17 protein-coding genes and 1 pseudogene are annotated in these 21,475 nt (G+C 71.6%); 11 read left to right on the top strand and 7 right to left on the bottom strand.

Translation table 11 applies throughout. The features are described from left to right. The first annotated feature begins 160 nt into the window (after positions 1-160). A complete protein-coding gene (locus OH768_RS11995) occupies positions 161-1,414 on the top strand; it encodes an SGNH/GDSL hydrolase family protein (protein WP_406452861.1) in 1,254 nt (417 codons plus the stop codon). 10 nt (positions 1,415-1,424) lie between these two features. Here OH768_RS11995 and OH768_RS11990 read toward each other — a convergent pair whose 3' ends face one another. Together OH768_RS11990 and OH768_RS11985 are read right to left on the bottom strand one after the other, a co-directional pair. Then, positions 1,425-1,907: a DUF456 domain-containing protein gene (locus tag OH768_RS11990; protein WP_406452859.1), complete on the bottom strand. Its 483-nt coding sequence runs from the start codon at positions 1,905-1,907 to the stop codon at positions 1,425-1,427. 36 nt (positions 1,908-1,943) lie between these two features. After that, positions 1,944-2,921: a helix-turn-helix transcriptional regulator gene (locus OH768_RS11985; protein ID WP_406452857.1), complete on the bottom strand. Its 978-nt coding sequence runs from the start codon at positions 2,919-2,921 to the stop codon at positions 1,944-1,946. A 469-nt stretch (positions 2,922-3,390) separates the two neighbouring features. Between OH768_RS11985 and OH768_RS11980 the strand changes: the two genes are divergently transcribed. Continuing rightward, the gene (locus OH768_RS11980) at positions 3,391-4,929 is read left to right on the top strand and encodes a protein phosphatase 2C domain-containing protein (protein WP_406452856.1); all 1,539 of its coding nucleotides are present in this window, start codon (positions 3,391-3,393) and stop codon (positions 4,927-4,929) included. Positions 4,930-5,002: 73 nt separating this feature from the next. Beyond that, positions 5,003-6,745 (top strand): pyruvate dehydrogenase, encoded by a 1,743-nt coding sequence (locus tag OH768_RS11975; RefSeq protein WP_406452854.1) that lies wholly within the window; start codon positions 5,003-5,005, stop codon positions 6,743-6,745. A 265-nt stretch (positions 6,746-7,010) separates the two neighbouring features. Here OH768_RS11975 and OH768_RS11970 read toward each other — a convergent pair. Continuing rightward, positions 7,011-7,235 (bottom strand): annotated as a pseudogene (locus OH768_RS11970) (transcriptional regulator); the annotation flags it as partial. 591 nt (positions 7,236-7,826) lie between these two features. Here OH768_RS11970 and OH768_RS11965 point away from each other — a divergent pair. Next, entirely contained in the window at positions 7,827-8,279 is a 453-nt protein-coding gene (locus OH768_RS11965; protein ID WP_406452852.1) for an ATP-binding protein, read from the top strand. An 81-nt stretch (positions 8,280-8,360) separates the two neighbouring features. Here OH768_RS11965 and OH768_RS11960 read toward each other — a convergent pair whose 3' ends face one another. Together OH768_RS11960 and OH768_RS11955 are read right to left on the bottom strand one after the other, a co-directional pair. Continuing rightward, on the bottom strand, positions 8,361-9,395 hold the full coding sequence (locus tag OH768_RS11960) for a DUF2637 domain-containing protein (protein ID WP_406452850.1): 1,035 nt from the start codon (positions 9,393-9,395) through the stop codon (positions 8,361-8,363). 303 nt (positions 9,396-9,698) lie between these two features. Beyond that, positions 9,699-10,547, bottom strand: coding sequence for a (2Fe-2S)-binding protein (locus OH768_RS11955; protein ID WP_406452848.1), 849 nt, complete (start codon positions 10,545-10,547; stop codon positions 9,699-9,701). Between the two features lie 157 nt (positions 10,548-10,704). Here OH768_RS11955 and OH768_RS11950 point away from each other — a divergent pair, with 157 nt between their 5' ends. Both OH768_RS11950 and OH768_RS11945 read left to right on the top strand, forming a co-directional pair. Beyond that, on the top strand, positions 10,705-11,517 hold the full coding sequence (locus OH768_RS11950; protein ID WP_406452846.1) for a GntR family transcriptional regulator: 813 nt from the start codon (positions 10,705-10,707) through the stop codon (positions 11,515-11,517). A gap of 127 nt (positions 11,518-11,644) precedes the next feature. Further along, a complete protein-coding gene (locus OH768_RS11945) occupies positions 11,645-11,920 on the top strand; it encodes a hypothetical protein (protein ID WP_406452844.1) in 276 nt (91 codons plus the stop codon). Between the two features lies 1 nt (position 11,921). Here OH768_RS11945 and OH768_RS11940 read toward each other — a convergent pair whose 3' ends face one another. Both OH768_RS11940 and OH768_RS11935 read right to left on the bottom strand, forming a co-directional pair. Continuing rightward, positions 11,922-12,704: a hypothetical protein gene (locus OH768_RS11940; RefSeq protein ID WP_406452842.1), complete on the bottom strand. Its 783-nt coding sequence runs from the start codon at positions 12,702-12,704 to the stop codon at positions 11,922-11,924. Between the two features lie 128 nt (positions 12,705-12,832). Beyond that, positions 12,833-14,512 (bottom strand): PucR family transcriptional regulator, encoded by a 1,680-nt coding sequence (locus OH768_RS11935; protein ID WP_406452840.1) that lies wholly within the window; start codon positions 14,510-14,512, stop codon positions 12,833-12,835. 301 nt (positions 14,513-14,813) lie between these two features. Between OH768_RS11935 and OH768_RS11930 the strand changes: the two genes are divergently transcribed. From OH768_RS11930 to OH768_RS11910, 5 genes are all read left to right on the top strand, one after another. Continuing rightward, positions 14,814-15,713 (top strand): FAD binding domain-containing protein, encoded by a 900-nt coding sequence (locus OH768_RS11930; RefSeq protein ID WP_406452838.1) that lies wholly within the window; start codon positions 14,814-14,816, stop codon positions 15,711-15,713. After that, positions 15,713-16,297, top strand: coding sequence for a (2Fe-2S)-binding protein (locus OH768_RS11925; RefSeq protein ID WP_406452836.1), 585 nt, complete (start codon positions 15,713-15,715; stop codon positions 16,295-16,297). The genes OH768_RS11930 and OH768_RS11925 overlap by 1 nt, the downstream gene beginning before the upstream one ends. Before the next feature lie 2 nt (positions 16,298-16,299). Continuing rightward, a complete protein-coding gene (locus tag OH768_RS11920) occupies positions 16,300-18,684 on the top strand; it encodes a xanthine dehydrogenase family protein molybdopterin-binding subunit (protein WP_406452834.1) in 2,385 nt (794 codons plus the stop codon). Between the two features lie 115 nt (positions 18,685-18,799). Then, on the top strand, positions 18,800-20,260 hold the full coding sequence (locus tag OH768_RS11915) for an NCS2 family permease (protein WP_406452832.1): 1,461 nt from the start codon (positions 18,800-18,802) through the stop codon (positions 20,258-20,260). A 47-nt stretch (positions 20,261-20,307) separates the two neighbouring features. After that, entirely contained in the window at positions 20,308-21,471 is a 1,164-nt protein-coding gene (locus tag OH768_RS11910) for an XdhC family protein (RefSeq protein ID WP_406452830.1), read from the top strand. Positions 21,472-21,475: the final 4 nt, after the last annotated feature.

Raw genomic sequence — 21,475 nt, 5'->3', positions numbered from 1 at the left:
ACACGCCTGCCCGCCCACCGCATCGGCTTCAGGGACCAGGACTTCCGTCCTACTCCGGACAGGCGGATACGGCGGCGGCCACCGGTGATGCTCCGCCGTCCGCCCCGCTCCGCGTGCCACGGTCGCCTCCTCAAGATCGGCGGGGAGAGGCGGGACGCTCATGGTCGGGGCCGGACGGATCGGCGTGGCACTGCTGGTACTGGTGCTGGGAGCGGGTGTCGGTCAGGGCACGGCGACAGCCCAGGCTCCGGTTCCGGGGGCGTCCGGCACCTGGACCGGCAGCTGGGAGGCCGCCCCCTCCGGGACCACCACTGCCTATCCCGGCGCCTCCTTCCGCAACGTCGTGCATCTCAGCGTCGGCGGCGACGCCGTCCGCGTCCGGCTCACCAACCGGCTCGGCACCACCCACCTCCGCCTCGACACGGTGACCGTCGCCCTGCGCGGGACCGGTCCGGACGCCGTGCCCGGCTCGATGCGCACCGCCACCTTCAACGGCGCCGGCACGGTCACGATCCCGGCGGGCGCGGACCTGGTCACGGACGCGGTCCCGCTCGCCGTATCCGACGCGGCGGACCTGCTCGTCACGGTCCACACGCCCGACGACTCCGGCCCGGCGACCTACCACCGTGCCGCCGGGCAGACCAACTACCGTACTCCGAGCGGCAATTGGGCGGCCGACAGCGACGGCGCCGCCTACACGACGACCACCACCTCCTGGTACTACGTCACCGGCGTCGACGTCCTCGACGTCCCGGCGGCCGGCAGTGTCGTCGCCTTCGGCGACTCCCTCACCGACGGCAACGGCTCCAGCCGCGACGCCAACCATCGCTGGCCCGACCGACTCGCCGAGCGCCTGAGAGCCCTTCCCCCGTACCGTCGCCTCGGCGTTCTCAACGCCGGGATCTCCGGCAACCGCCTGCTGCGCGACGACACCGGGCCGAGCGCGCTGGCCCGGCTCGACGCGGACGCCCTGTCGCGGTCGGGGGTGCGGGTGCTGATCGTCATGGAGGGCATCAACGACATCAAGGGCACCCCGAACGCCACCGACCCCGCCGCCTTCGAGAGCGCCTACCGAAGCCTCGGGACCCGCGCCCGCGCCCACGGCATCCGCGTCATCGGCGCGACCCTCACGCCGTACGGCGGCAACGGCGGGTACACGGCGGCCCGGGAGGGCGTACGGAAGGCGGTCAACGCCTTCATCCGGGCCGGGACGGGCGGGCCCTTCGACGCGGTCGTCGACTTCGACGCCGCCGTCCGCGACCCGGAGCAGCCGCAGCGGATCAGGCCCGCCTACGACTCCGGCGACCACCTCCACTTCGACGACGCCGGCATGCGCGCACTCGCCGACACGGTCGACCTCACCACGCTGGCCCCGTTGACCCCGTTGACCCCGTTGACCCCGTGGACCCCGTAGATCTCAGGGGTCAGCCCCAGATCGTGGCGCCCAGCCACGCCCCCGCGATCAGCAGGCAGGTGAACAGTTCGGTCAGCACGCTGGAGCCGCCCGAGCGCATCGCCGTACGCAGGGAGGCCATGGCCTCGGCGTGCCCGCCCAGCCGCAGTCGTTGGTGGACGTAGACGCCGGCCATGAAGCCGGGGATCGCGCCGAGCACGGGCAGCAGCAGGAAGCCGAGCAACGCGCCGGTTCCGGCGTACACGGCCGTCCGGGGGGTCGCGCCGCTCGCCCGGAGCCGGCGGGGCGGCAGCGCCCAGCGCACCACCTGGGAGAGGAGGAGGGCGGCCGTGGCGCCGACGAGGACACCCCAGGAGACCGGCTGCGGATCCTTCAGCGCCCACCACAGGACCGCGGCCCACACCAGCCACGATCCCGGAACTCCAGGCACCAGGACTCCGCACAGGCCGAGCAGGATGACGACGCCGACCAGCAGGAGTTCAGCCACTCCCATCTGCCCAGCCTGCGGGATCCCGGGGGAAACCGCAGGTCAGCAACGGGTCACCCAGCCCCGTTCGTAGGCGTGCCAGCCCAGTTGCAGCCGGGTCGTCACCCCGGTCAGCTCCATCAGCCGCTTCACCCGGCGCTGAACCGTCCTGAGGCCCAGATCGAGCTGTTTCGCCACGCTCGCGTCGGTCAGCCCGGCCAGCAGCAGGGACAGCACCTCCAGGTCCGTGCCGTCGGGGCCGTCCGGCTCCTGCTCGGCGGCACCGGACGCGCCCAGGCGCAGCGGGTGCGCGTCCCGCCAGACCGACTCGAAGAGCCCGCAGAGCAGTTCCAGCAAGCCGCTCGCGTGCACGACCAGCGCGGCTGGTTCGGCGCTGTGCGAGGTGAGCGGCACCAGCGCGAGGGTCCGGTCGGCGACCACCAGCTTGGTCGGCGCTCTGTCCACCACCCGCACCTGCTCGCCGCGGCCGAGCGCGGCGGCCAGTTCGGTGCGGCCGTCCGGCAGGTCCAGCACCGCGCGTTCGAGGACGACCCGGTAACGGACCCCGCGTCCGGCGGCCTGCTCCTCCGCGTCGTTCTCCATGCCGGTGACGGCGACCGGGTTCCCGGTGACCAGCGCGCACACCTCGTCGGTCGCGCCGAGCTGGAGCTGGAGGAAGCGCCGGGTGACGGCCGCGGCGCCGGTCACCACCTCCACCAGATCGTGTACGGCGGTCTCGGCGGCTGCCCGGTACTCCTCGGCGAGCAGCGCGGCGGTCAGTTCGGCCTTGTCCAGCTCGTGGCGCTGCTGGGTGAGCAGGGCGCCCAGGGCCACCCCGGGCGGGGCGGCGACCCAGCGGCCGGGGCGGGCCGTCGACTGGGCGGCGAGTCCGTGCAGTTCCAGGCGGCGCAGGGCGCGCTCGGTGTCGTACTCCCCGATGGCCAGCCGCCGGGCGAGATCGGGCACGTCCGCCGCGCCGACGGACACCAGCGCCCGGTACGCCGACTCGTGCGCCTCGTCCAGGCCTATCGCTCCCAGCATCAGGTTCCGCCCCTCCCCGAACACCCGTCGAGCACGCCGTGGCGGAATTCGGCCACGGCGCGAACCCGCCTCCGCACATCATCGCCGTACCACCCGTCACTCTGCCAAGGTTGCGTCACCGAGGCACCAACAGCCGTCCGCAATGCCTGGATTGGGCTTGTTCGGCCTGCGGATTCGCGTCCGGTCAGTCATAGGGGAGTCGGGCGCGAATCACAGGAGGCCTTCAGGAAGGCACGTCACAATCGGGGCCGGACGGGCCGGATCCGCGACGGGATTCGGTCACTCGGTTGTCGCCGGGCGGTTCTCCCGTGGGGGGTGGAACCGTCCGGCGGCTCTGTGTCGTGGCGTATCGCCTTGTGGCGCACGGGTGGTTCGGTACGTCATCCGACACGCCGTCCGAGAAGGGGCGCGCACCGGATTTTCCTGACGCCCCGTTTTCATCCGGCCCGCGCGGTGGACAATTGGGGGCATGAGCCAGCAGGGGGGAAAGCCGCCCGGTCACGAGGACGACTGGTGGGGCCAGCTGTACGACGACTCCACCGACGACACGGGGCCCACGGCCGCGGCCGACTCCCTGGAGGACCGGTTCGCCTCGGCGGCCGGAACCGTGGACGAGGGCGCGAGCCCGGTGTCACGGACTGCGGGCGAGGGCGCGCGTCCGGCGCCTGGACCCGTGGACGAGGGTGCGCGTCCGGTGGCCGGCTCGGGGGTTCCGGCACCGCGTGCCGGTGCGGCCGGTGCCGCCGGTTCCCTCCGGGGCGGTACGACGGACGCCGAGGCGCCGGGCCACCGACCGGCCCCGGCCACACGCGACGACAGCTCGCCGTCTCCGGACGCCGGGCGGGGCGTCGGCACGGCCCCGCCCTTCGGCGCAGCGCCGTTCCCGCCACCACCGCCACCGATCAGCCCCGCACCGGCAACCCCGCAGCCCCTCCGCGGGGAAGCCCCTCGCGCCGCGCCCGTCTACCCGCCGCCCCCGCCCCCCAACCTCCCCGTCCTCTCACCACCACCCCCTCCGCCCCCCACACCCCCGCCCGCATCCCTCACCCTCGACTACGTCGGCTCCGGTCCCCCCACCTACGACGCCGAGCCCACCGCCCTGCCGCCCGCCGACCCGGACGACCTCGACGACCTGGTCGCGGACACCGTGCTGGACGGGGCGCAGTACGGGAGCAGCACGCTGCGGGCCGCTTCCGTGCGCGGGGACTCCGCGCGGTTCCGGGGTGAGCCGCGCCGGGACTCGTTGCTGACCGCGCGGTTCGGGGTCGGGGACCAGGCCCTGGTGCTGGTCGCGATGGCGACCGGGGCGAGGGCCACACCGGGCGCGCATCGCGCCGCCGCCGAGGCCTGTCACTGGATCGGGCGGGCCGTCGGACGCAGTCACGCGCGGCTCGCCGAGGACATCAGGGCCGCCCGGCGCGGTGATCTCAAGTCCGGCCTGCACCGGCTCACCGACCGCAGCCTCGGCAAACTCCGCGCCAGCGCCGCCGAGCAGGGCATCGACCCCGACGAGTACGCGGCCACCCTGCGCTGTCTCCTCCTCCCCGCCCACCCGGAGTGCCGTACCCGCGTCTTCTTCGGCGTCGGCCCCGGCGGTCTGTTCCGGCTCCGCGACGGGGAGTGGCAGGACATCGAGCCCATCGCGGGTGAGGCGGCCGGCGAGGCCGTCGTCGGCTTCGGCTCGCAGCCGGCCGAGACCCCCGACGGCGACCGGCTCACCATGGACCTCGGCATCCCGACCCCGCCGAGCCCGTACGAACCCGCCCCCGAACCGCCCCGCGAACCCTTCCGCTTCCGTGCCTCCGTCGCCCGCCCCGGCGACACGCTTCTCATGTGCACCGGAGGCCTCGCCGAACCGCTGCGCGGCGAGCCCGAGCTGTCCGCCCATCTGGCGGGCCGGTGGTCGGCGGCCACCCCGCCCGGCCTTGCCGCGTTCCTCGCCGACACCCAAGTGCGGGTCAAGGGTTATGCCGACGACCGCACGGCCGCCGCCGTTTGGGAGGCGTGAGCGCCCGGGCTGTGAATTCATGGAACCCAGAGGTATCCGCAGCACACCGGAAACCGAAGGGCACGCGAGAACCATGGCCAAGCAGAACGTTGCCGAACAGTTCGTCGACATCCTCGTCCGCGCCGGAGTCAAGCGCCTCTACGGCGTCGTCGGCGACAGCCTCAACCCGGTCGTCGACGCGATCCGCCGCAACTCCGCCATCGACTGGATCCACGTACGGCACGAGGAGACCGCCGCCTTCGCCGCCGGCGCGGAAGCCCAGATAACCGGGAAGCTCGCGGCCTGCGCCGGCTCCTGCGGCCCCGGCAACCTGCACCTCATCAACGGCCTCTACGACGCCCACCGCTCCATGGCCCCGGTCCTCGCCCTCGCCTCGCAGATCCCGTCCAGCGAGATCGGCCTCGGCTACTTCCAGGAGACCCACCCCGAGCGGCTCTTCCAGGAGTGCAGTCACTACAGCGAACTGATCTCCAGCCCCAAGCAGATGCCCCGCCTCCTGCAGACCGCCATCCAGCACGCGGTCGGCCAGTCCGGCGTCAGCGTCGTCTCCCTCCCCGGCGACATCGCCGCCGAGCCCGCCCCGGAGCGGGCCGCCGAGACCGCCCTCGTCACCTCCCGCCCCTCCGTCCGCCCGGGCGACGCCGAGATCGAGAGGCTCGTCGAGATGATCGACGAGGCGGACAAGGTCACCCTCTTCTGCGGCAGCGGCACGGCGGGCGCGCACGCCGAGGTGATGGAGTTCGCCGGGAAGATCAAGTCCCCGATCGGACACGCCCTGCGCGGCAAGGAATGGATCCAGTACGACAACCCGTACGACGTCGGCATGAGCGGACTGCTCGGCTACGGCGCCGCCTACGAGGCCACCCACGAGTGCGACCTGCTGATCCTCATCGGTACCGACTTCCCGTACAACGCGTTCCTGCCCGACGACGTGAAGATCGCACAGATCGACGTACGGCCCGAACACCTCGGCCGGCGCTCGAAGTTGGACCTCGCGGTGTGGGGGGACGCGAGGGAGACGCTGCGCTGTCTCATCCCCCGGGTGAAGCCGAAGGGGGACCGGAAGTTCCTCGACCGGATGCTCAAGAAGCACGCCGACGCACTGGAGGGGGTCGTCAAGGCGTACACGCGGAAGGTCGAGAAGCAGGTCCCGATCCATCCCGAGTACGTGGCCTCCGTACTCGACGAGCTGGCCGACGAGGACGCCGTGTTCACCGTCGACACGGGCATGTGCAATGTGTGGGCCGCCCGCTACATCACTCCCAACGGCCGTCGCCGCGTGATCGGTTCGTTCTCCCACGGGTCGATGGCGAACGCGCTCCCCATGGCGATCGGCGCGCAGTTCACCGACACCGAGCGGCAGGTGATCTCGATGTCCGGCGACGGCGGATTCTCCATGCTGATGGGCGACTTCCTCACCCTCGTCCAGTACGACCTGCCGGTGAAGGTCGTCCTGTTCAACAACTCCTCCCTGGGAATGGTCGAGTTGGAGATGCTGGTCGCCGGTCTCCCGTCCTACGGCACCACCAACAAGAACCCCGACTTCGCCGCCGTGGCGCGCGCCTGTGGTGCCTACGGTGTGCGGGTCGAGAAGCCCAAGGATCTGGAGGGCGCGCTGAAGGCGGCCCTCAAGCACAAGGGCCCGGCCCTCGTCGATGTCGTCACCGACCCCAACGCGCTGTCCATCCCGCCGAAGATCAGTGCCGAGATGGTGACGGGCTTCGCGCTCTCGGCGTCGAAGATCGTGCTCGACGGGGGAGTCGGGCGCATGCTGCAGATGGCCCGCTCCAACATCAGGAACGTGCGCGGGCTCTAGGGCCTGTCCGGCGGATCCTGTCGCAGACGCGGGGTGTGGCACGCACTCCCCCACGGCCTAAAGGCGTGGGGGGACCCCCAGCCGCGTTGTCGTCACTCGCCGACGTCCCCCAGCCTTCGGCCGGGAGGTGCCCCCACCGCGTCGCCCGCGGCGGAGCCGCTGATGTCAACGTCTCCTCCGCCTTGCAGCCGCACGCACCACACCCCGCTCTCCGGTGCTTATGAGGCGCTGTTGCTCTCCTGCGACCTGATCCGCCGGACAGGCCCTAACCGTCGTACGGTGCCCAGCCCTTCGCCGAGTACCAGTAGTGCGCCAGACCCTTGATCGAGCTGGTGCGGAACGGCCTGCCGTGGTCGTCGATGCGGAGGGTGCCGGTGCGGCCCTGGGAGGACCAGCCGAGTTCGAGGTACCAGCGGCAGTCGCAGGTCTGTGTCCGGGCCTTGACCAGCAGCACCTCCGGGTCCTGGGCGGAGACCCGGTACGGCCGCCGACTACACCGAGGCCGCCATCACCCTGACCTGGGGCGGCGGCGACACCACCAAACTGATCGTCGACATGACCCGTACGACCCACAAGATCTTCCACATCGGGACGAAGGGAATCGGCGGCAAGTAGGCCTCGCCAAGGGGGCGTTGGCGGTTCCTGAGCGGCTGATTCCGGCCAGATTCGTGAAGCGTGAGCCGTCGGGGGACCAACCGCCCCACGACTTCGCGGACTACGGCCGGATCGGCAGCCCGGCATCGGCAGTCGGTGCGATCGCCGGTGGTCAGGACGGCACGAGGTGTCTGGTCCCGGCGCCGGAGACCATGACTTCGCGGAGGGGAACGTCCCGCCCGGGCCGCCCGGGCCGCATGCTCCGTACGGTGGCCGTTCGACCGTACGGACGCCCGTGCCCCCGATTCCTCCGCTCCGCCGGATCCGGCCCAACCATGGCCGAACACCTGGTCGTTGACAACTCGACATGACTGGCCCGTTCCGGACGAGGGCATGGATCCTCGTGAACATGTTCGAGCAGGAGGGGAACCGGAAAACCGGCGTGCAGGCGGGGGTCATGAAAAGGCGAGCACGAGGGGGCGGTCCCATGGCGGTCGGGGCCTCCTCGGCGAAAACGGTGGAGGAAACGGCCGACAGCGCCATGGAACCGGCGCAGCCGCCTCAACTGAGGCGCAGACTCGGACGCGCGGACCTCCGGGCGGTGCCCGAAGCCCGTAGGGCGTTGCGTGAACTGTTACGGCACTGGGGGAGGCCGGGACGATCGGAGATAGCGGAGCTGCTCACGAGTGAACTCGTCACCAACGCGCTGATCCACACCGACCACGACGCCGTTCTGACGGCGACGGTCGGACCGCGTGGACTGCGTGTGGAGGTACGGGACTTCGTGGCCCGCAGGCCCAGACTGCGCGCACCGATCGCCGACGACGGTACGCACGGGCGGGGCCTGGTCCTGGTGCAGTCCCTCGCGGACGCCTGGGGGGTGTCGCCCCACGGGGTGGGCAAGTCCGTGTGGTTCGAGCTCGATTCGGACGCGGCATGAGCAACGGGACGGGGGCGGCGTCCAGTTGGACTCCGCCCCCGTCCCGTTGTCGCCCGGTCCCGGACCTCGTGGTCCCGGATCTCAGCCGAACTGCTGCTCCAGGTCCTTGAGCTTGCGCTCGAGGGAGTCGAGCCGCGGCAGGGCCATGGTGTCGTCCTCCGCGGTGAGGTCGACGGTTATCGGGTCAGATGCCCCGCGGACTGGCTGGAGTGAGGGACGCGTGCGAACCGGCAGCGGTTCTCCGGTCGGTAGAGCAGGCTCCGCGGAGGGCTGCGAGGAGCCGCGCTCCAGGGCCTGCGGTTCCGGCGACCGGCCACGGCCGATGAGGCCGCGCTGGCCCCGGCTTATGGCCTTGAGCTGGGCCCGCTCGATCCGCTGCTGGTCGCGGCGGCGCAGTCGGGTCTCTTCCTTCTTCGCCTTGTCCTCGCGCACCTCGTCGACCGCCTCGTCCAGGCTGCGCACGTTCTCCAGGAGCATCAGCGACCAGGCGCTGTAGGTCTCGCGGGGGGCCCGCAGCCAGCGGACGATTCGGATCTGCGGCAGCGGACGCGGCACGAGACCCTGCTCGCGCAGCGCGGCCCGTCGGGTCTGCTTCAGTGCGCGGTCGAACAGGACCGCGGCCGACAGTGACATGCCGGAGAAGAACTGCGGAGCGCCCGCGTGGTCGACACCCCTGGGCGCGTGCACCCAGTTGAACCAGGCGGCCGCGGCCGCGAACGTCCATACGAGTATCCGGGAGCCGAGGGCCGCGTCACCGTGGCTGGCCTCGCGGACCGCGAGGACGGAGCAGAACATGGCCGCGCCGTCCAGGCCGAACGGGACCAGGTACTCCCAGCCGTTGGTGAGGCCGAGGTTCTCCTGGCCGAAGCCGACCAGTCCGTGGAAGGAGAGTGCCGCGGCGACCGCCGCACAGCAGAAGAGAAGGACGTAGGAGGCGATGCCGTATATGGCCTCCTTGCGCCTGCGGCGCTCCTCCGTGCGCTCCCACGAGTCGTCTTTCGCGTGCTCCCCGCCGGACCGCTTGCTCCGCGCGAGCACCGCAATCGCCGCCAGCATGCCCAGGAGCAGTACGGCGCCGGGAAGCAGCCAGTTAAGCGATATGTCGGTCAGTCTCATCTGGGGTCCCTTGCATTGGGATAGGGCGTAACGCCCGCCATAGTGGCCCAATCCCAACGGCCCTCAGGCGTTTTCGGGGCAAGAGGCCGCCAAGGAGGTGCAAGGGGATGCCCAGGGCGGCTTTCTGCTCGAACTGCCGCTTGAGGGGCGGGAGTTGAGTTCGAATAAGACTACCCGTACGGGTGGTTCCACGGAAAGTTCCTGCGACAAGTGAGGAAGTTGTGAAGCACCTGTAACCGAGCGGGCGTCCTGTTCGCGGCCGATCCTAGCGGGCCCGGAATCGGGCCTCGCACTGAGGGTCCCTCAACTCGCGGCGGCGGCCGACAGTTTGGTGACCCGCTCGGCCTCGCAGGTGCGCGGACAGGTCGGGCAGGTGTCCAACGCGTCCAGCGTGTAGTACATGCAGCAGCTCACCCGGTCCCGGGTGGGCAGCGACTCCCCGTCGGGGCCGGTCAGTTCACGGAACCCGGCCGTCCCGACGTAGGGCTTGGTCGCGCCCGGCAGCAGTGCCTCCAACTCGCGTACGGCGCGCGGCTGTTCGCCGAAGAGGTCGGCGACGTACCAGAGGCTCTCGACGATCTCGTCGGTCGCCATGCCCCACAGGGCGCGGCCCCGCCGCCGCATCAGCGGCCCGAAGCCGGCGAGTACGGGCTCCATGTGCTCGGCGACCGCGGCCCGCACCTCCGTGCGCAGCGCCTCCTCGTCGGGGACCACCCGGGCGCCGGGCAGTTCCGCCGCCGGGTCGCCGGGCAGACAGGCGAAGGGGCCGGTGCGGACCACCAGGTGGCCCATGTCGAGGCCGGCGGCGGTGCGGTCGTAGGAGATGTGGGTCACGGGGAGGCGGGGGACCCGGCGGTGCAGGAACCACGGGACCGTGAACAGGAGGCAGACCGGCCAGGCGTAGCGGTGCAGGCCGAAGCTTGCTATCACGTCCGGGCGGCCCCGCCGGCCGTGGTCGCGCAGGACCTGGGCGTCGTCCCGGGCCAGGAACGCCTTCAGGCCCGCGCCGCCCTCGGCGAGCGCGGCGGCCGGGGCCCAGCCGCCGCCTGTCGGAAGCGGCTGTTCCGGGGGGAGTTCGGTGATCGCGAGCCCGGGGATGACCTCGGTGAGGCGGGCGTACGCGTCCGCTGTGGCCGAAGAGGGCAGGGGCATGCCGGGACCACCGATTCGCCGTTGGTTTAGAGGTAAGGCTTACCTTACCCAACCGCCTCAGGATTTGAACTGGTCCGATCTGCGCCTAAGGTGCTTGACGGACGAGTAACAAGCAGCCGTAATGACCCCAAGTACCGACACGTCCGGAGGAGGACCCGTGACGCAGGGCGCGCAGGGCTCCGCCGGGACCGGCATACCGGACCCGCGTACCCGAGGATCCCGGGTGCCGCCGCAGTCGCGCGCCGCCGACGTGGACGTGGACCGGGACCGGGACCTCGCGGACGGTGCCGGCGCCGTGCGCGGCGAGCACACGCACAGCGAGACGCCCATCCCGCGCCCCCGCACGGTCGTCCAGCGTTCCTCCGTGCGCGGACAGATACTCGACGCCCTGCGCACCGCGCTCGTCGGCGGCGAACTGACCCCCGGCGAGGTCTACTCCGCGCCCGCGCTCGGCGACCGGTTCGGCGTCTCCGCCACGCCCGTGCGCGAGGCCATGCAGCAGCTCGCCACCGAGGGCGCCGTCGAGGTCGTACCGAACCGGGGATTCCGCGTCGTCGAGCGGGGCGCCCGCGAACTCGCCGAGCTGGCCGAGATCCGCGCCCTGATCGAGGTCCCCGTGATGCTGCGGCTCGCCCGTACGGTGCCCAGCGCCCGCTGGGCCGACCTGCGCCCGCTGGCCGAGGGGACCGTCCGTGCCGCGTCCTCCGGGTGCCGGGCGACCTACGCCGAGTCCGACCGGGCCTTCCACTGCGCTCTGCTCTCCCTCTCCGGGAACGAGCAGCTCGTCCAGATCGCCGAGGACCTGCACCGGCGCGCCCAGTGGCCGCTGGTCGGCGGCCCCGCCGTACGCGGGCGGGCCGACCTCGTGGCCGACGCGTCCGAACACCTCGCGCTCCTGGAGGCGTTGGGCGCGGGGGAGTGGGACGTGGCGCAGTCGCTGGTGCGGGAGCACTTCGCGGGCGTCGAGTGAATCCGAATATGTGACTCCGGTCACGAGCGGGTCCGGGTCCGGCGACCGTGGACCGCGGCGGGAAACCGCCCGACCGGTGGTGACGTGCCCCACGGAAAGGATGTCCGTTCCGTGGGGGAGAGCGCCGATGTTTCCGAATCCCGGCCAGCAGGCCGCACAGCGAGCCGCGCAGCGAGGCGCCGAGCAGTCGGCACGACAGGCGGCGCAGGACGGGATGCGGGCCGCGCAACTGGGAGCCCGCCGTGGTCCCGCCCGTCCGGGACGCGGAGGCGGGCTCCTGTCCTTCCTGCTGCTGGTCGCCGTCGTGGTGCTGGTCGCGCGCGACCCCGAACTCCGGGCGTCCGTCCTGCAGTTCGTCCACCACGTCGTGAACGTCGTCCAGAACCGGGCCGACGGCTCCTGACCTACGCCGTGGCCGCCCCCGGTGCGGGCACCGCCAACTGTCGTGCCAGCCACGTCGGTACACCGCCGAGCAGCCGGAACAGCCGCCGCGCCTCCTCGCGCAGCCGGGACGCCTCCGGCTCCACCTCGGCGTCCGCGAGTGACGCGAGGGCCGGGGCCGTACCGACGAGGTAGCCCAACTCCTCCCGGATCCGCAGCGATTCGGCGAAGCCGTGCCGGGCCTCCGCCAACTCCCCGTCGCGCAGGGCGAGTCCGGCCAGATGGCGCCAGGTGAACGACAGCAGCAGCGGGTCGGCGTGATCGGCGGCGCCCGCGTGGGCGCGCCGGTACGCGGCCCGCGCGGCCTGCGGCGAACGCGCCAGGTTCTCCGCGAGCAGCCCCCGCCGGAAGTCCAGCAGCGCCCGCCCCGAACCGCCCGGCGGGATCAGCGCCGCCGCCCGCCCGAGCGCGGCCCGCGCCTCGTCGGCCCGGTCGCGGACCCCGTGCAGCGTGGCCGCGTAGGCGAGGTGCCCGCGTTCGCAGGCGGCGGCGCCCCGTTCGTCGTCGCTGTGGGCCAGCGCCTCGGCCGTGCGCAGCGCGTCCTCGGCCTCCTCCCAGCCCTGCTCGGTGTAGAGACACCGCTCCACGAGCAGCGAGGTTCTCTGGAGGGCCGGTGCCGCGGTGTCGGGTCGCAGCAGCGCCGCCGCGTCGGCCCAGCAGGCCCGCGAGCGCAGCCGCCACACCGCGGTCTGGAGGGGATCGTCACCTTCGGTCGTTCCGTATCCAGACATGGCGGAATGCGCCACGTTGCCCTCCCCGAGCACACCATTGAGCTGTTGAGTGGTGGCCGCATCTCAGCACGAATCCCGGGGCCCGGCCAAGGGGGTGGGTGAAAGAATTCACAAAGTCGTGGGATCGCGGAGTCCGCTTGGCGTCAGCTCATCCGCAGTGCCAGGAAGAAATCCAGCTTGTCCTCAAGGCGCGAGAGGTCCCGACTCGTCAACTGCTCGATCCTGCCGACCCGGTAGCGCAGTGTGTTGACGTGCAGGTGCAGCCGGGTCGCACAGCGCGTCCAGGAGCCGTCGCACTCCAGGAAGGCCTCCAGCGTCGGGATCAGCTCCGCGCGGTGCCTGCGGTCGTAGTCGCGCAGCGGATCGAGGAGCCGCGCGGTGAACGCCCGCCGCACGTCGTCCGGCACGAACGGCAGCAGCAGCACGTGCGAGGCCAGCTCCTGGTGCCCCGCCGCACACACCCGCCCGGCGCGCGCCGCGGCCACCCGCCGCGCGTGCCGCGCCTCCTCCAGCGCCCCGCGCAGCCCCTCCGCCGAGTGCACGGCCGCGCTCACCCCGAGCGTGACCCGCCCGTCGTCGTCGAGCCCGGCCGACAGTGGATCCCGTACGGCTGCCAGGAGCACGTCCGCGTGGAGCCCGGACTCGGAGCCGTCGTGCTCCGCCGAGACCGCGGGCAGCGGTACGAGCGCGATCGCCTCGTCGCCCGTGTGGGCCACGGCGATCCGGTCGGAGGGCTCGGGGCCCGTCGTCAGCGGGTCGACCAGGATCTCCTCCAGGAGCGACTGGGCGACCGGCCCGGCCTCGATGTCGCCGCCCTCCCACTCGACCCGGGCCACCACCACCTGCCAGTGCGGGGCCGCCCCGAGACCGGGCAGCAGGACGGGCGCGGCGACCCGCAGCCGCGCGGCGATCTCGGCCGGCGCGGCACCCGTCTGGACCAGCTCCAGGACTTCCTGCGCGAGCCGTCTGCGGACCGTGCGCGCCGCGTCCCGCCGGTCCCGCTCGACCGCGATCAGCTGGGTGACGCCCTGCAGCAGGTCCAGCCGCTCGTCGGGCCAGTCCCCGGCGTCCGCCTCGACGGCCAGCAGCCAGTCCGAGAGCACCGTCTCGCGGACGTCCCGGGAGCCCTGCGGGGAGCGCCCGCCGCTGCGGATCGGGAACAGGGAGTACGTCGCCGCCCCCAGCGCCAGCCGGTGGGGTCCCCGGCGGCCCGTGCGTGCGGCGGCCAGGTGCTCGGCGGCCAGCTTGGCGCACACGTCCACGGGCAGCGCGGCCCCTGCCACCTTCGAGCCCGCGATCAGCCGCCCGGTCGGCGACAGCACCCACGCCCGCAGATCGAGGTCGGAGCCCAGCAGGTCCAGGACCACGTCCGGGCCGCCGCCCGCCGGGCCCGAGGTCATCATCCGGCGGTGCCGGTCCACCACGGCCGCCAGATCACCGGCCCGCTCACCGGACACCTGCCGTACGACGTGCTCGGTGATCGTCGCGAACGCCACCGACTCGTTGACCGCGAACAGCGGCAGCCGGTGCTTGGCGCAGGCGGTCACGAGGTCGTCCGGGATGTCGTTGTCGCCGAGCTCTGCCTCGCCGGCGGCCAGCGCGGCCACCCCGGCGGACACCAGGAGCCGTACGAACGGCTCGGTGTCGGACGCGCTCCGGCGCCAGGCCAGACCGGTCAGGACCAGTTCGCCGCCCGACAGATAGCGGCTGGGGTCCCGCAGGTCGGTGGTCATCACCCCGCGTACCGTGCGGTCCAGCTCGTCCGCGCCGCCGAGCAGCCGCAGCCCCAGCGCATCGGTGTCCAGAAGTGCGCGCAGCCGCATCGCCGTCGCCGCCGTTCTTTGTCTAGAAAACTACGATGAACCGTGAGGTGCTGTGGGTGCGGGGCTGTTTCCCACGTTTCCACAGGGAATCGGAGGGGTTACTGATGACCTCCGTTCATACGAATCTACAAGATGCCCGCGCTGGCCAGCCAACTCCTTCATGGTTTCCGTGACTGACCCCGAGGAGCACGGCCCTGTGTACTGACCTCACGCTGCATTAACAGCGCATGAACGAGCCGGGCCCGCCGCACACGAACTGGCTTGATCCGTACGACCCACGAGACGAAGAAGAGAGCCGGTCATGGACTTCCTTCGCCCCGCAAGCTGGGAGGAGGCGCTCGCCGCGAAGGCCGAGCACCCCACCGCAGTACCGATCGCGGGCGGCACCGATGTGATGGTCGAGATCAACTTCGACCACCGCCGGCCCGAGTACCTGCTCGACCTGAACCGCATCGGTGATCTCTACGAGTGGGAGGTCGGCGCGGACAGCGTGCGGCTCGGGGCCTCGGTCCCGTACACCCGGATCATGGAGCACCTGCGCGGCGAGCTGCCGGGCCTCTCCCTCGCCTCGCACACGGTCGCCTCCCCGCAGATCCGCAACCGCGGCGGCGTCGGCGGCAACCTCGGCACCGCCTCCCCGGCCGGCGACGCCCACCCCGCGCTTCTCGCGGCGGGCGCCGAGGTCGAGGCCGAGTCGGTGCGAGGCACCCGGCTCATCCCGATCGACGAGTTCTACACCGGTGTGAAGCGCAACGCGCTGGCGCCCGACGAGCTGATCCGCGCCGTCCACATCAAGAAGGCGGACGGCCCGCAGCAGTACTCGAAGGTCGGTACGCGGAACGCCATGGTGATCGCCGTGTGCGCCTTCGGTCTGGCCCTGCACCCCGCCACCCGCACGGTCCGCACCGGCATCGGCTCGGCCGCGCCGACCCCCGTCCGGGCGAAAGCGGCGGAGGAATTCCTGAACGCGGCGCTCGACGAGGGCGGCTTCTGGGACAACGGCAGGATCATCACCCCGTCGGTCGCCAAGCAGTTCGCGGACCTGTGCGCCGCCGCCTGCAACCCGATCGACGACGTCCGGGGCACCGCGAGCTACCGCCGCCACGCGGTCGGCATCATGGCCCGCCGCACCCTGACCTGGACCTGGGAGTCCTATCGCGGCACTGACGGCCGGTCCAATGAGAAAGGGAGCGTCGCCTGATGCGCGTCAATTTCACGGTCAACGGCCGCCCGCAGGAAGCGGACGACGTGTGGGAGGGCGAGTCCCTGCTGTACGTGCTGAGGGAGCGGATGGGCCTGCCGGGCTCCAAGAACGCGTGCGAGCAGGGCGAGTGCGGTTCCTGCACGGTCCGGCTGGACGGCGTTCCGGTGTGTTCGTGTCTGGTCGCCGCCGGGCAGGTCGAGGGCCGCGAGGTCGTCACCGTCGAGGGGCTCGCGGACTACGCCAAGCAGCGCGCGGAGCACGGGAGTTGCGGAACGGGCGCCTGCGGTACGTCCGTTGACGAGGCCAAGGGCCGGCAGTCGAAGCCGCTCGACTCCCAGACCGGCGAGGGCACCGAACTCGCCCCCATCCAGCAGGCGTTCATCGATGCCGGCGCCGTCCAGTGCGGCTTCTGCACCCCCGGTCTCCTCGTCGCCGCCGACGAGATGCTGGAGCACAACCCGAACCCGACCGACGCGGACATCCGCGAGGCGCTCTCGGGCAACCTGTGCCGCTGCACCGGCTACGAGAAGATCATGGACGCGGTCCGCCTGGCGGCCGCCCGGCAGGGAGAGGCGGTCTGACGATGGGCACCACCGGCACTCCCACGAACCTCACCCAGCGCTCGAAGGCCAAGGGCGGTATCGGCGAGTCCACGCTCCGCCCCGACGGCACCCTCAAGGTCACCGGCGAGTTCGCGTACTCCTCCGACATGTGGCACGAGGACATGCTCTGGGGCCAGATCCTGCGCTCCACCGTCGCGCACGCCGAGATCGTCTCCATCGACACCGTCGAGGCGCTGAAGACCCCGGGCGTCTACGCCGTCATGACCTACGACGACCTGCCGACGGACGTGAAGAACTACGGCCTGGAGATCCAGGACACCCCCGTCCTCGCGCACGGCAAGGTCCGCCACCACGGCGAGCCGGTCGCGATCGTCGCCGCCGACCACCCGGAGACCGCGCGCCGCGCGGCCGCGAAGATCAAGGTCGAGTACCGCGAACTCCCGGTCATCACCGACGAGTTGTCAGCGACCGCGCCGGACGCGGTCCTCGTCCACGAGAACCGCGACGACCACCACATCGGCCACGTCCCGCACCCGAACATCGTGCACCGCCAGCCGATCGTCCGAGGTGACGTGGAGGCGGCCCGCGAGCGCGCCGACTTCATCGTCGAGGGCGAGTACACCTTCGGCATGCAGGACCAGGCGTTCCTCGGCCCGGAGTCGGGCCTCGCCGTACCCGCCGAGGACGGCGGTGTCGACCTCTACATCGCCACCCAGTGGCTCCACTCCGACCTGCGCCAGATCGCGCCCGTCCTCGGCCTGCCCGAGGACAAGGTCCGCATGACGCTCTCCGGTGTCGGCGGCGCGTTCGGCGGACGCGAGGACCTGTCGATGCAGATCCACGCCTGCCTGCTGGCCCTGCGCACCGGCAAACCCGTGAAGATCGTCTACAACCGCTTCGAGTCCTTCTTCGGACACGTCCACCGCCACCCCGCCAAGCTCCACTACGAGCACGGCGCCACGAAGGACGGCAAGCTCACCCACCTCAAGGCCCGGATCGTCCTGGACGGCGGCGCCTACGCGTCGGCCTCACCGGCGGTCGTCGGCAACGCCTCCTCGCTCGGCGCCGGCCCCTACGTGATCGACAACGTCGACATCGAGGCCATCGCGCTCTACACCAACAACCCGCCCTGCGGCGCGATGCGCGGCTTCGGCGCGGTCCAGGCGTGCTTCGCCTACGAGGCCCAGATGGACAAGCTCGCCGACAAGGTGGGCATGGACCGGGTCGCGTTCCGTCAGCTCAACGCGATGGAACAGGGGACGATCATGCCGACCGGCCAGCCGGTCGACTCCCCGGCCCCCGTCGCCGAACTCCTCCGCCGCGTCAAGGCAATGCCCATGCCGCCCGAGCAGCAGTGGCTCGCCGCCGGAGAGGCCGCCGACGTACGGCAGTTGCCGGGCGGTCTGTCCAACACCACGCACGGCGAAGGCGTCGTACGCGGGGTCGGCTACGCGGTCGGCATCAAGAACGTCGGCTTCTCCGAGGGCTTCGACGACTACTCAACGGCCAAGGTCCGCCTGGAAGTTGTCGGCGGTGAACCCGTCGCCGTCGTGCACACCGCGATGGCGGAGGTCGGCCAGGGCGGCGTCACCGTCCACGCGCAGATCGTCCGCACCGAGCTGGGCGTCACCCAGGTGACCATCAACCCGGCGGACACCCAGGTGGGCAGCGCCGGTTCGACCTCCGCGTCCCGGCAGACGTACGTCACCGGCGGCGCCGTCAAGAACTCCTGCGAGCTGGTCCGCGAGAAGGTCCTGGAGATGGGCCGCCGCAAGCTCGGCACCTACCACCCGGCCTGGGCCACCGCCGAACTCCTCCTGGAGGGCGGCAAGGTGGTCACCGACGGCGGCGAGGTCCTCGCCGACCTGGTCGACGTCCTCGAAGGCGAGGCCGTCGAGATCGAGGCCGAGTGGCGGCACCGCCCCACCGAGGCCTTCGACCTCCGTACCGGACAAGGCTTCGGCCACGTCCAGTACACCTTCGCCGCGCACCGCGCCGTCGTCGAGGTCGACACCGAACTCGGCCTGGTCAAGGTGATCGAGCTGGCCTGCGCGCAGGACGTCGGCAAGGCGCTCAACCCGCTGTCCGTGATCGGCCAGATCCAGGGCGGTACGACCCAGGGTCTCGGCGTCGCGGTCATGGAGGAGATCATCGTCGACCCGAAGACCGCCAAGGTCAGGAACCCGTCCTTCACGGACTACCTGATCCCCACCATCCTCGACACCCCGACCATTCCGGTCGATGTGCTCGAACTCGCCGACGAGCACGCCCCGTACGGGCTGCGCGGCATCGGCGAGGCATCCACCCTGTCGTCGACTCCGGCCGTACTCGCGGCGATTCGGAACGCGACCGGGCTGGAACTGAACAGGACACCGGTACGCCCGGAGCACCTCACGGGCACGTGACCCTCCGGGTCCCCAATCGTTCGTCTCGGGCCGTCCCCCGGGTCGTCCATCCCAAATCCCGTATGCCGCCGAAGGCGGCGAGCGGGTGCCCCTGTGAACCTTGGGAGATGGCCCCATGACCCAGCAGTCAGTGGAACCCAGGACCGCCGCCGAAGACGCGGGCGAAGGAACCCGCGTCCCGGCGGGCCGGTCCTGGCTCGACCGTTACTTCCACATTTCCCGGCGGGGATCGACCGTCGCGCGCGAGGTGCGCGGCGGAGTCACCACCTTCATGGCGATGGCGTACATCCTGCTGCTCAACCCCCTGATCCTGTCGGGCAAGGACGTGGCGGGGGACACGCTCGGCCAGCAGGGACTGATCACCGCGACCGCGTTCGCGGCGGCCCTCACCACGCTCCTGATGGGCTTCGTCGGCAAGGTGCCGCTGGCCCTCGCCGCCGGGCTCTCCGTCTCCGGCGTGCTCTCCTCGCAGGTCGCCCCGCAGATGACCTGGCCGCAGGCGATGGGCATGTGCGTGATCTACGGCGTGGTCATCATGCTGCTCGTCGTCACCGGCCTGCGCGAGATGATCATGAACGCGATCCCGCTCGCGCTCAAACACGGCATCACGATGGGCATCGGCCTGTTCATCGCGCTCATCGGCTTCTACAAGTCGGGCTTCGTGCACCAGGGCAGGGCGACCCCGCTCACCCTGGGCCCGGCGGGCGAACTCGCGGGCTGGCCCGTCCTGTTGTTCGCCGGCACGCTTGTCCTGATCTTCATGCTCCAGGCCCGCAACATGCCCGGCGCCATCCTCATCGGCATCATCACCGGCACGGTCGTCGCCGCGATCCTGAACGCCGCCGCAGTCATCGACCCCAAGCAGTGGGCGAGCGGCTCCGCCCCCGAACTGCACGGCAGCGCGGTCTCCATGCCCGACTTCTCGCTCTTCGGCCATGTGGAGTTCGGCGGCTGGGGCAAGGTCGGCGCGATGACGGTCGGCATGATCGTGTTCACGCTCGTCCTGGCCGGCTTCTTCGACGCGATGGCCACCATCATCGGCGTCGGCACGGAGGCCAAGCTCGCCGACGACAAGGGCCGGATGCCGGGCCTGTCCAAGGCGCTGTTCATCGACGGCGCCGGCGGCGCGATCGGCGGTGTCGCGGGCGGCTCCGGCCAGACCGTCTTCATCGAGTCGGCGACGGGGGTCGGCGAGGGCGCCCGCACGGGCCTCGCCTCGGTCGTCACCGGACTGTTCTTCGCCGCCTGCCTGTTCTTCACCCCGCTCACCGCGATCGTCCCCCAGGAAGTCGCGTCCGCCGCCCTGGTCGTCATCGGCTCGATGATGCTGATGAACGCCCGGCACGTGGACTGGGCCGACCGCGCCACCGCGATCCCGGTGTTCCTGACCGTCGTCGTCATGCCCTTCACCTACAGCATCACGGCGGGCGTCTCCGCGGGCGTCATCTCGTACGTCGCCATCAAGACCGCCCAGGGCAAGGCACGCGAGATCGGCGCCTTCATGTGGGGCCTGACGGTCATCTTCCTCACGTACTTCGCCCTCCACCCGATCGAAGGCTGGCTCGGCGTGCACTAGCCCGGCGCCCCAACACCCCTTCCCCACAACCCCGTCAGGAGACCGAGATGCTGGACATCGCCGAAGAGCTGCACCGGTGGGTCGAGCAGGGCCGCGACTTCGCCGTCGCCACCGTGGTGGCCGTCAGCGGCAGCGCACCCCGCCGGCCGGGCGCCGCCCTCGCGGTGGACACCGACGGCACGGCGATCGGCTCGGTCTCCGGGGGCTGCGTGGAAGGCGCGGTCTACGAACTGTGCCAACAGGCCCTCGCGGACGGCGAAACCGTCCTGGAGCGCTTCGGCTACAGCGACGAGGACGCCTTCGCCGTGGGCCTCACCTGCGGCGGAGTCATCGACATCCTCGTGACACCGGTACGGGCCGAAGACCCGGCCCGTCCCACGATCGCCGCCGCGCTGTCCGCCGCCGCGAGCGGTACGGCGACAGCGCTGGCCCGGATCGTCGCCGGCCCGGCCGAACTCCTCGGCCGCGCCCTCGCCGTACGTCCCGACGACTCGTACTCCGACGACTACGAGGGCGGCTTCGGCGCCCACCCCGAACTGGACCGCACGGTCGCCGCCGAGGCCGCTGCCCAACTGGACGCCGGCCGCACCGGCACCGTCGAGATCGGCGAGCAGGGCTCCCGCTGCGGGGCCCCGCTCACCGTCCTGGTCGAGTCCTCGGTGCCGCCGCCCCGGATGATCGTGTTCGGCGCGATCGACTTCGCCTCCGCACTGGTGTGCATCGGCAAGTTCCTCGGCTACCGCGTGACGGTGTGCGACGCCCGCCCCGTCTTCGCCACCAGGGCCCGCTTCCCCGACGCCGACGAGATCGTCGTCGAGTGGCCGCACAAGTACCTGGAACGCACGGACACCGACACCCGTACCGTCCTGTGCGTCCTCACCCACGACGCCAAGTTCGACGTACCGCTGCTCCAGCTCGCCCTGCGCCTCCCGGTGGCGTACGTCGGTGCGATGGGCTCCCGCCGCACCCACCTCGACCGCAACGAGCGGCTGCGCGAAGTCGGCGTCACGGAACTGGAGTTGGCGCGCCTGAGGTCCCCGATCGGCCTCGACCTCGGGGCCCGGACGCCGGAGGAGACGGCCCTGTCGATCGCCTCCGAGATCGTCGCCAACAGGCGTGGCGGCAGCGGGATTTCACTCACCGGCGCACACACCCCGATCCACCACGACGCGACCTCGCTGCCCGCCCGGCGGATCGGTTCGGTGGCCTGAACTC

The organism is Streptomyces sp. NBC_01622, from assembly GCF_045209635.1.
Lineage (GTDB): Bacteria > Actinomycetota > Actinomycetes > Streptomycetales > Streptomycetaceae > Streptomyces.
The sequence above is the reverse complement of the archived record's forward strand: the minus strand, read 5'-3'. Positions and strand labels throughout refer to the sequence as shown.